The organism is Microbispora sp. ATCC PTA-5024, assembly GCF_000511135.2.
In the GTDB taxonomy this organism is placed as follows: domain Bacteria; phylum Actinomycetota; class Actinomycetes; order Streptosporangiales; family Streptosporangiaceae; genus Microbispora; species Microbispora corallina.
The window spans coordinates 806,535-815,227 of record NZ_KI866522.1; the positions used below are offsets into that span (position 1 = coordinate 806,535).

Annotated in this window: 10 protein-coding genes; 4 read left to right on the plus strand and 6 right to left on the minus strand. The window is 75.3% G+C overall.

The window, feature by feature from the left end:
- Positions 1-238 precede the first annotated feature (238 nt).
- Positions 239-910, plus strand: a complete 672-nt coding sequence (locus tag MPTA5024_RS03700) for an endonuclease V (RefSeq protein WP_036323030.1) — start codon at positions 239-241, stop codon at positions 908-910.
- 158 nt (positions 911-1,068) lie between these two features.
- On the opposite strand, the gene MPTA5024_RS03705 is transcribed toward MPTA5024_RS03700, so the two are convergent.
- Together MPTA5024_RS03705 and MPTA5024_RS03710 are read right to left on the minus strand one after the other, a co-directional pair.
- Positions 1,069-1,425: an MmcQ/YjbR family DNA-binding protein gene (locus tag MPTA5024_RS03705; RefSeq protein WP_036319871.1), complete on the minus strand. Its 357-nt coding sequence runs from the start codon at positions 1,423-1,425 to the stop codon at positions 1,069-1,071.
- Positions 1,422-1,733 carry a thiamine-binding protein gene (locus MPTA5024_RS03710; RefSeq protein WP_269750534.1) on the minus strand — a complete coding sequence of 104 codons (312 nt, stop codon included), beginning with the start codon at positions 1,731-1,733 and terminating at the stop codon, positions 1,422-1,424. Before MPTA5024_RS03710 ends, MPTA5024_RS03705 begins: the two co-directional genes overlap by 4 nt.
- A 123-nt stretch (positions 1,734-1,856) precedes the next feature.
- Here MPTA5024_RS03710 and MPTA5024_RS03715 point away from each other — a divergent pair, with 123 nt between their 5' ends.
- A complete protein-coding gene (locus MPTA5024_RS03715; protein WP_036319873.1) occupies positions 1,857-2,924 on the plus strand; it encodes an NAD(P)-binding domain-containing protein in 1,068 nt (355 codons plus the stop codon).
- A gap of 118 nt (positions 2,925-3,042) precedes the next feature.
- Here the strand turns inward: MPTA5024_RS03715 and MPTA5024_RS03720 are convergent, their stop codons facing one another.
- The gene (locus MPTA5024_RS03720; RefSeq protein ID WP_036323033.1) at positions 3,043-3,987 is read right to left on the minus strand and encodes an SDR family NAD(P)-dependent oxidoreductase; all 945 of its coding nucleotides are present in this window, start codon (positions 3,985-3,987) and stop codon (positions 3,043-3,045) included.
- 132 nt (positions 3,988-4,119) lie between these two features.
- Between MPTA5024_RS03720 and MPTA5024_RS03725 the strand changes: the two genes are divergently transcribed.
- On the plus strand, positions 4,120-4,707 hold the full coding sequence (locus MPTA5024_RS03725) for a TetR/AcrR family transcriptional regulator (protein WP_232326159.1): 588 nt from the start codon (positions 4,120-4,122) through the stop codon (positions 4,705-4,707).
- A gap of 160 nt (positions 4,708-4,867) precedes the next feature.
- Here the strand turns inward: MPTA5024_RS03725 and MPTA5024_RS03730 are convergent, their stop codons facing one another.
- Positions 4,868-5,902, minus strand: coding sequence for a serine hydrolase domain-containing protein (locus MPTA5024_RS03730; protein WP_036319875.1), 1,035 nt, complete (start codon positions 5,900-5,902; stop codon positions 4,868-4,870).
- The gene (gene murQ, locus MPTA5024_RS03735) at positions 5,895-6,797 is read right to left on the minus strand and encodes an N-acetylmuramic acid 6-phosphate etherase (RefSeq protein WP_036319877.1); all 903 of its coding nucleotides are present in this window, start codon (positions 6,795-6,797) and stop codon (positions 5,895-5,897) included. Before murQ ends, MPTA5024_RS03730 begins: the two co-directional genes overlap by 8 nt.
- Before the next feature lie 34 nt (positions 6,798-6,831).
- On the opposite strand from murQ, the gene MPTA5024_RS03740 reads away from it, so the two are divergent.
- Positions 6,832-7,941 carry an exo-beta-N-acetylmuramidase NamZ family protein gene (locus MPTA5024_RS03740; RefSeq protein ID WP_036319879.1) on the plus strand — a complete coding sequence of 370 codons (1,110 nt, stop codon included), beginning with the start codon at positions 6,832-6,834 and terminating at the stop codon, positions 7,939-7,941.
- Between the two features lie 2 nt (positions 7,942-7,943).
- Here MPTA5024_RS03740 and MPTA5024_RS03745 read toward each other — a convergent pair.
- On the minus strand, positions 7,944-8,693 hold a 750-nt coding region (locus tag MPTA5024_RS03745), incomplete at its 5' end, for a GNAT family N-acetyltransferase (protein WP_051458009.1).

Sequence of the window (8,693 nt, forward strand, 5' to 3'; positions counted from 1 at the left end):
CCTCCCCCGCCCCGCCACCGGCCCGTTCAGGTCCACACCCACCTGTGCACCACCTGCCGGGCCGGTGGCCCCCGGGCGCGACGCACACCTGAGCCGCCCAACCGCCCGGGGACGTGCCGAAGACGTGCCCCGAGGGCCTCACGCCGCGCCGCTTTCGGGGCCGAGCCCCATCGTCATATCGGGGCCCGAGCCGCTTAGTCCACGCCCGGGTGAAGCGCCTATTGTCGCCGGTGTGAAGATGTGCACCTCTCCGGTGTGGCCGTCGTCGGCGGCAGAGGCCGAGGCCGTCCAGGAGGCCCTGCGCCCGCGGCTCGACCTCACAGGGCCCGGGCCCCTGCGGCCCTCGACGGTCGCCGGGGTGGACGTCGCCTACGCCGGCGACCGCTTGGCCGCCGCGGTCGTGGTGCTCGACGGGACGAGCCTGGAGGTGCTGGAGCAGGTGACCGTGACCGGGCCGGTCGCGTTCGGGTACATGCCCGGGCTGCTCGCCTTCCGTGAGCTTCCGAGCCTGGTCGAGGCGCTGGAGCGGCTCACGCTGACGCCCGAGCTGATCGTGTGCGACGGGTACGGCCTGGCGCACCCCCGGCGTTTCGGGCTGGCGTGCCACCTGGGGGTGCTGACCGGGCTGCCCACGATCGGCGTGGGGAAGACGCCGTTCGTCGGGACCTTCGACGAGCCGGGGCTCACACGCGGGTCGTGGAGCGAGCTCCGCCTCGACGGGGACGTCGTCGGGCGGGTCCTGCGCACGCGGGACGGCGTCAGGCCGGTGTTCGTGTCGGTGGGCGACCGGATGGACCTGGAGACGGCCTGCCACAACGTGCTCGCCCTCACCCCGCGCCACCGGCTGCCCGAGACCACCCGCGCCGCCGACCGCCTCTGCCGCCGGGCGCTCGCGGACAGCCTCGTCTGAGGCGGAACCGGCGTCGCCGGCCCTGCCGCCTGAGAGGCCGCGAGGTGAACACCTCAGACGCCAGGTGAGCAGCCGCGAGCTGAACAGCTCAGACCCCAGGTGAGCAGCCGCGAGGTGAACACCTCAGACCTCAGGTGAGCAGCCGCGAGCTGAACCCCTCAGGCCTCGGGTGAGGAGGTCGCGAGGTGGGCGGCGGCCACCTTCTTGGGGACCACCATCCGCCAGGCATCCACGATGATCTCCCGCATCTCCGCCTCGTCGATCGCGGCCAGCCAGACGCGCACCCAGTTGTACCGCTCGTCCGACGGGCGGGGCATGTGGAACTTGTCCGGCTCGGCCGCCACCAGGGCCGCCCGCTCCTCCTTCGGGAACGCGAACCCCATGGACGTCTCGTCGGCCGATATCGCGGCGTAGACGATCCGCCCCACACGGAAGGTGATCCGGTCTCTGACCAGCCTCTCCTCGGTCCTCGGCAGGCCGTTCGCCACCCGCCGCACCTCGTCGGCCGTGATCACGCCGCACCGCCCGACAGGTGGCGCTCGACGGACGCGACCTTGGACTCCAGCCGCCCGCCGTCCCCGGGCCGGGCGTCGGCCTTCAGGACCAGGCTGACGCGGGAGGAGCGCGCCTCGACAGCGGCCACCGCGTCCTTCACCACCGCGAGCACCTCGTCCCAGGTGTCGCCCTCGACGGTGGTGAACATCGCGTCCGTGCGGTTGGGCAGGCCCGACGCGCGGACCACCCGGACGGCCTCCGCGACGATCTCCCCGACGTCCTCGCCGACCCCGATCGGCGTGACGCTGAACGCCACGAGCACCGACATGGCTTCCCCTCCCTGTCCCCTGCCGCCCTACGGCCCGAACGCTAGCAGCGCCCACCGACAGGACCCGTAGTGCAGCGGCGTACGAGAGGAAGCAGCGGGCCGGCCGGGTTGTTGACGTCTGCCGTGAGCACTCCGCACGAGGTGGACGCCGTGGTCGTCGGCGCGGGCCAGGCCGGCCTGTCAGGCGCGTACTTCCTGCGCCGCTTCGGCCTGGATCTCGTCGTCCTCGACCGCGAGGACGGTCCGGGCGGGGCGTGGCGGCACCGGTCGCCGACCCTGACGATGGAGAAGATCCACGGCATCTTCGACCTGCCCGGCGTACCGCGTTCCGGCGAGCCCGATCCGTCGCGCCCGGCGTCGGAGGCGGTTCCCGAGTACTACGCCGGCTACGAGCGCCGGACCGGTCTCCCGATCCTCCGTCCCGTCACCGTGCGCGCCGTCACCCGCGGACCTGTGGACCGGCTGGTCGTCGCGACCTCGGAGGGCACCTGGGCCGCCCGCGCCGTCGTCAACGCGACCGGCACCTGGACGCGGCCCCACTGGCCCTACTACCCCGGCGCCGCGGACTTCGGGGGCAGGCAGCTGCACTACGCCGGTTACCGGGGCCCGCACGAGTTCGCCGGCCTGCGGGTGGTCGTGGTGGGCGGCGGCCACTCCGCGGCCCACGTGCTGTCGGAGATCGCGGGAGTCGCCGCCGCGACGCTGTGGGTGACCAGGCGGCCGCCCGAGTTCCGGGACGGGGACTTCGGCCTCGACGAGCGCCGGGCCGCCGTGGCCCGGGTCGAGGCCCGCGTGCGGGCCGGCCTGCCGCCGCAGAGCGTGGTCGGCGCGACCGGGCTCGGGTCCTCGGTCGTCGTACGGCAGGCGCTGGAGAAGGGCGCGCTCGAACGGCTGCCGATGTTCCGGGAGATGATCCCGGGCGGTGTGGCCTGGGACGACGGCACCACGGCCGAGGCCGACGCGATCGTGTGGGCCACCGGCTTCCGCTCGGCTCTCGACCATCTGGCGCCCCTCAAGCTGCGCGCTCCCGGCGGCGGCATCGTCATGGACGGCACCCGCGTCGTCGCCGAGCCGCGCCTGCACCTCATCGGGTACGGCCCGTCCGCCAGCACCGTCGGGACCAACCGCGCGGGCCGGGCGGCAGCGCAGGAGATCCGCCGCCTGCTCGCCGCCTCCCCCGCGGCCGCCTGATCCCGCCACCGACCTCGCAGCAGGCACGGCCTCCCGGGGCGGCGCGGCGCCGGCCTCGGGAGGCCTTCGATGAGCGGCGGCCGTCCGGCCCCCGTGTCGCGGACGGCCGCCGCGCGTTCTACGCGGCGAGGGTGTCGATCGACACCTGCCACAGCAGGGCGGCCGCCTCGGGGTCGAGCGCGTAGGACGCCACGCCCCGGCGGGTGCCCTCCTGGTGGGGCCCCGCCTCGTTGCAGTCCTCGAAGTAGCGCCCGCCGACGCCGTCGAGCAGCGGCGACGTCGCGACCAGGACGGACGTGGCGGCGCCCTGCTCCGGCGTCTTCCACACCACGCCGGCGGCCCCGCTCTGCCGGAGCATGGCCTGGAGGTCCTCCTCGGCGACGTGCCGCTGGAGGTTGGTCCGGATGCCGCCCGGCATCAGCGCGTTGACCGTGATGCCGTCGGCGGCCCACCGCTTGCTCGCCTCCACCGCGAACAGCACGTTGGCCGTCTTCGACTGCCCGTACGCCAGCCACGGCTCGTAGGCGCGCTCCCGGAAGTGGATGTCCCCGAAGACGACCGGCGACCGCAGGTGGGCGCTGGAGCTCACCGAGACGACCCGGGCCCCGCCGGCCGCCGCCAGGGCCGGGTGCAGCCCGGTGGCCAGCGCGAAGTGCCCGAGGTGGTTGGTGGCGAACTGCAGCTCCCAGCCCTCCGGCGTACGGGTCTCGGGCGAGGCCATGACGCCCGCGTTGTTCACGAGGATGTGCAGGGGACCGTCCCAGGCCGCGACGAACGCGGCGACGGACGCGCGGTCGGCGAGGTCCAGAGGCGCCACGAGCACCTGCTTGTTGCCGGTGGTGGCCACGATGTCCTCGGCCGTGCGCTCCCCCGCCTCGAGGTTGCGGACGGCCAGCGTCACCTCGGCTCCGGCGCCCGCCAGCGCGCGGGCGGTCTCGACGCCGATGCCCGACGCGCCGCCGGTGACGACGACGCGGCGGCCGGTGAGGTCGACGCCCTCGACGACCTCCGCGGCCGTGGACTGTGCGGTGAACGGCGTGGTGATGCGGCGTGTGTCGGTCATGGTCTTCCCGTCTCCCTCGGCCCCCCGGATCGGGAGCACCCGCCGGTACAATGACGAAAGCGGAGGATCCTCCGTTACATTGCCGACTCTAAACGGAGAAAACTCCGGTTAGCAAATCGATCAGGAGGAGCAGTGCCCGACATCGGGTCCGCCGCGGCCAGGCCGCTGCGGGCGGACGCCCGGCGCAACCGCGACCGGCTGCTGGAGTCCGCCGTGCGGGCGTTCTCGCAGGAGGGTCCGGACGTGACGCTGGACGCGATCGCCAAGGACGCGGGAGTGGGCATCGGGACGCTCTACCGCCACTTCCCCACCCGTGAGGCCCTGGTCGAGGCGGCGTACCGGAACGAGCTCGACCGGCTGTGCGACGCGGTGCCCGGCCTGCTGGAGGCCGCGCCGCCTGACCGCGCCATGCGCGCCTGGATGGACCGGTTCGTGGACTACATGACCACGAAGCGCGGCATGGCCGACGCTCTGCGCGCCGTCATCGCCTCCGGCGGCGACCCGTACGCCCACAGCCGTGACCGGCTGCTCGGCGCGATCGCGACCCTGCTGGAGGCGGGCGCCGGGGCCGGTGCGGTACGCCGGGACGTCGAGCCGGGCGACGTCCTGACCGCCCTGAGCGGCGTGTCGCTGGCGGCGGGCGACCCCGCCCGACGCGAGCAGGCCGGGCGGCTGCTCGACCTGCTCATGGACGGCCTGCGCCACGGCACCACGCCCTGACCGCGCCACCGCAGCACCGCGCGACCAGGCCCACGCCGCCGCGCCACCGCAGCACCGCGCGACCAGGCCCACGCCGCCGCGCCACCACAGCACCGGACGGCCAGGCGCACGCCGCCGCACCGCCCCTCGGCCGCGCCCGCGGTGTGGGTCCTGGTGACCGCTATCCCCCCGCCAGGCCCAGGGCCTCGGCGGCGACGGCCGAGCGGAGGTCGCGGATGCCGGGCCGGCCGCGCAACGGGTGGACGTTGTTGGTGAGCAGCACGACGGTCAGCCGGCGGCCGGGATCGACGACGAGCGAGGTGCCGGTGAACCCGGAATGGCCGAAGGCGTCGCCCAGCGGCCCGACGATGGCCGGGTCGCCGATGCGCACGCCGAGACCCTGCCGATAGGCGGCGCCGGTCACGCCCTGGTCGCGGATCATCTCCTCCACCGAGGCCGGGCCGAGCACGCCGCCGCCCCCGGTGCGCAGCGCCTCCCCGAAGCGCAGCAGGTCGGCGGCCGTGGAGAACAGCCCGGCGTGGCCGGTCACGCCGCCGAGCGCGTGGCAGGTCTCGTCGTGCACCTCACCCCGCACGCAGCCGCGGGACGACCGCTCCGGCTTGTACTCGGTGGCGACGATCCGGCCGGACGGCGCGGGCCGGAAGCCCGTGTCGGCGAGCCCGAGCGGCCTGGTGATCCGTTCGCGGACGAGGACGTCGAGCGGGGCGTCCCCGGCCGCCTCCGCGACCCGCCCCGCGGTGATCATCCCGACGTCCGAGTAGACGTGCGTTCCCAGCGGGAAGGCGGCGGGCGTGGACAGCACGAGCCGCCACCGGTCCTCCTCGGGCTCCCCGCCCACGCGGTTGCTCGCGGGCAGGCCCGAGGTGTGCGTGAGCAGGTGGCGGACCGTGACCTCGGGCCGTCCGGCGTAGTGCTCCGGCAGCCAGGCCGCGACCGGGGCGTCCAGGTCCACCCGGCCGTCCTCGGCGAGCGCCAGCAGGACGGCGGCCGTGAACGCCTTGGTGACCGACGCCAGGTCGAAGACCGCGTCGGGCCCGGCGGGCGGCCGCTCGGACGCCAGGGTCTCGTCGGCGTCGGCGAACCGCACGGCCTCCCCCACCACGGCACCGGCGACGACCTCCCCGTCGTGGGCGATGAGGGCGACGGCCGCCGAGGCGACCCCGGGCACGGCGGCCCGCAGGAGGTCCTCAAGCATCCCGCAGCGCCGCGGCCAGCCGGTTGCCGTGGGCCGCGAGCACGGCCCTGGCGTCGTCGGCGCCCACGCCGCGTTCGATCATGACAACCGCGGTCTTCACGTCGCGCCCGGCGTCCTCCAGGACCTCCCGGGCCCGGGCCGCGGGGGCGCCGGTGATGTCGGCGACCATCCGGGCGGCGCGGTCGACCAGCTTGGAGTTGCTCGCCACCACGTCGACCATGTGGTTCCCGTACGTCCGGCCCGTCTTGATCATCGTGATCGTGGAGATCATGTTGAGCACGAGCTTCTGGGCCGTTCCGGCCTTGAGGCGGGTCGAGCCGGTGACGATCTCGGGCCCCACGACGACCTCGATCGCGTGGTGGGCCGCCGCGCCGAGCGGCGTGCCGGTGTTGCAGGCCAGCCCGACCGTGAGCGCCCCCCGGCGGCGGGCCTCGGCCACGGCGGCGACGACGTACGGCGCCCGGCCGCTGGCGGAGATCCCGACGACGGAGTCGAGCGGCCCGGCGTCCTTCTCCCGGATCACGGCGGCGCCGGCCTCCGCGTCGTCCTCGGCCCCCTCGACCGACCGGACCAGCGCGACCTCGCCGCCCGCGATGATCCCCTGGACGAGGTCGGGGTGGGTGCCGTAGGTGGGCGGGCACTCGGAGGCGTCGAGGACGGCGAGCCGCCCGGACGTGCCCGCGCCGACGTAGAGGAGGCGGCCGCCCGCGGTCATCCGCCCGGCGATGCCGTCGATCGCGGCGGAGATCGCCGGGACGGCCCGGCCGACGGCGGCGGGCACGGCGGCGTCGGCCGCGTTCATGAGCCGCGCGATCTCCTCCGTCGGGAGCGTGTCGATCCCGCTGTATCGGGGATCGCTCTGTTCAGTGGCGAGAGCGGCAAGTGACTGCGTCATGGTTCCTCATCTTCGAGATATCCGAAAGATCCAGATGACTCGCGTGCGCACGGGCCTCGAACGGCTGACCGGGCACCCCCGGCCGGTCGGACGCGACCGCGTCGGCCTGGTCACCAACCCCACCGGGGTCCTGCCCGACTTGACGCCGTCGGCACCGGCGCTGTTTGCGGCGGGCGTCCGGGTGACCGCGCTGTTCGGCCCGGAGCACGGGCTGCGCGGCGCGGCGCAGGCGGGCGAGGGCGACACTGCCGCGGCCGACCCGGTCACCGGCCTGCCCGTGTTCGACACGTACGGCAGGTCGGGCGGGGACCTCGACGCGCTCGTGGCCTCCGCCGGCGTGGACGCCCTGGTGTTCGACATGGCCGACGCCGGCGCCCGCTTCTACACGTACGTCTGGACGATGTACGACCTGATGGAGTCGGCGGCGCGGCTCGGGCTGCGGTTCGTCGTGCTCGACCGGCCCGATCCGATCGGCGGTGCGCTTGCGGAGGGGCCGCCGCTCGACCCGGCGTTCGCGAGCTTCGTCGGGCGCGCGCCCGTCGCCGTGCGGCACGGGCTGACGCCCGGCGAGATCGCGCTGCTCGCCAACCGCACGATCAAGGCGAGGCTGGACGTCGTCCCGCTGAGCGGGTGGCGGCGGGAGCGGTACTTCGACGAGACCGGCCTGCCCTGGGTGATGCCGTCGGCCAACATGCCGACGCTGGACACCGCGATCGCCTACCCGGGCACCGGGCTGTTCGAGGGCACGAACGCCGCGGAGGGCCGCGGCACGACCCGGCCGTTCGAGCTGGCCGGGGCGCCGTACGCCGACGGGCGGCTGGCCCCGGCGCTCGCGGACCTCGGGCTGCCAGGCGTCCGGTTCCGCGAGACCTGGTTCACCCCGACGTTCGGCCGGCACGCAGGCGCGGTCGTGCGCGGCGTCCAGCTCCACGTGACCGACCGGCTCGCGTTCCGGCCGGTGCTGACCGGCGTGTCGATGCTCCACACGCTGCGCGCCCTGTATCCCGGCGCGTTCGCCTGCGACCCGTTCCTCGACCTGCTGTGGGGGTCGGACGCCCTGCGGCGCGCCCTCGACGCGGGGCGCGACCCGCGCGGCCTCGTCCCGGACGGCGGCCCGGAGGGGGCGGAGCTCCTGTACAGCTGACATCAGTCCAGCGGGCGGCGGTAGAGCCAGAAGACGCGCTCGGCGCGCGCGGCCACCGCCCGCGAGTAGAAGCGCAGGGGACCCACCCAGCCGATCTCGACCCGGCGCAGACCGGCGGCGGCCTGCTCGGCCAGGCACCGGCGCAGCAGCACGCGGCCCACCCCGAGCCCGCGCGCGGCCTCGGCCGTGCCCATCGGCCCGAACCAGTTCGGCCGCGAGCCCCAGGCGGCGAACCCGAGGATCTCCCCGTCCCGGACGGCGTAGTGGCAGCCGGTGGCCTGCTCGGCCTCCCAGGCCCAGCGGTCGTTCCACTGCTCGCGGACGAACGCGCTCACGGCGGCCCGCTCCCCCGGCGCCGCCGCCCCGACGGCGACCCCGGCCGCCGCGAGCCGCTCCAGGTCGGCGTCCTGGTCCCAGGACTCCGGGTGCCATCCGGTGACCAGGTCGGCGGTCATGTTCCACGCCACCCGGTACCGCTCGTACCCCCGGCTCTCCGCGAGGCAGGCCGCGGGGGTGTACCGGACGTCGATCCCGGGCCACGCGTAGCACGGCGGGTTCCCGGCGAACCGCGCCTCGGTGGCCCCCTCGGCCCGCAGCCACTCCTCCGCGGCGCCGACCAGCGCCCGGCCGAGGCCGCGGCCCTGGGCGGCCGGGTCGACCGCGACCAGGTCGAGGTGGCCGCCGCCGTCGCGGCCCACGGACGCGAACACCACGCCGTCGAGGCCGGGCGTGGCCAGGGCCGTCCAGCGGCG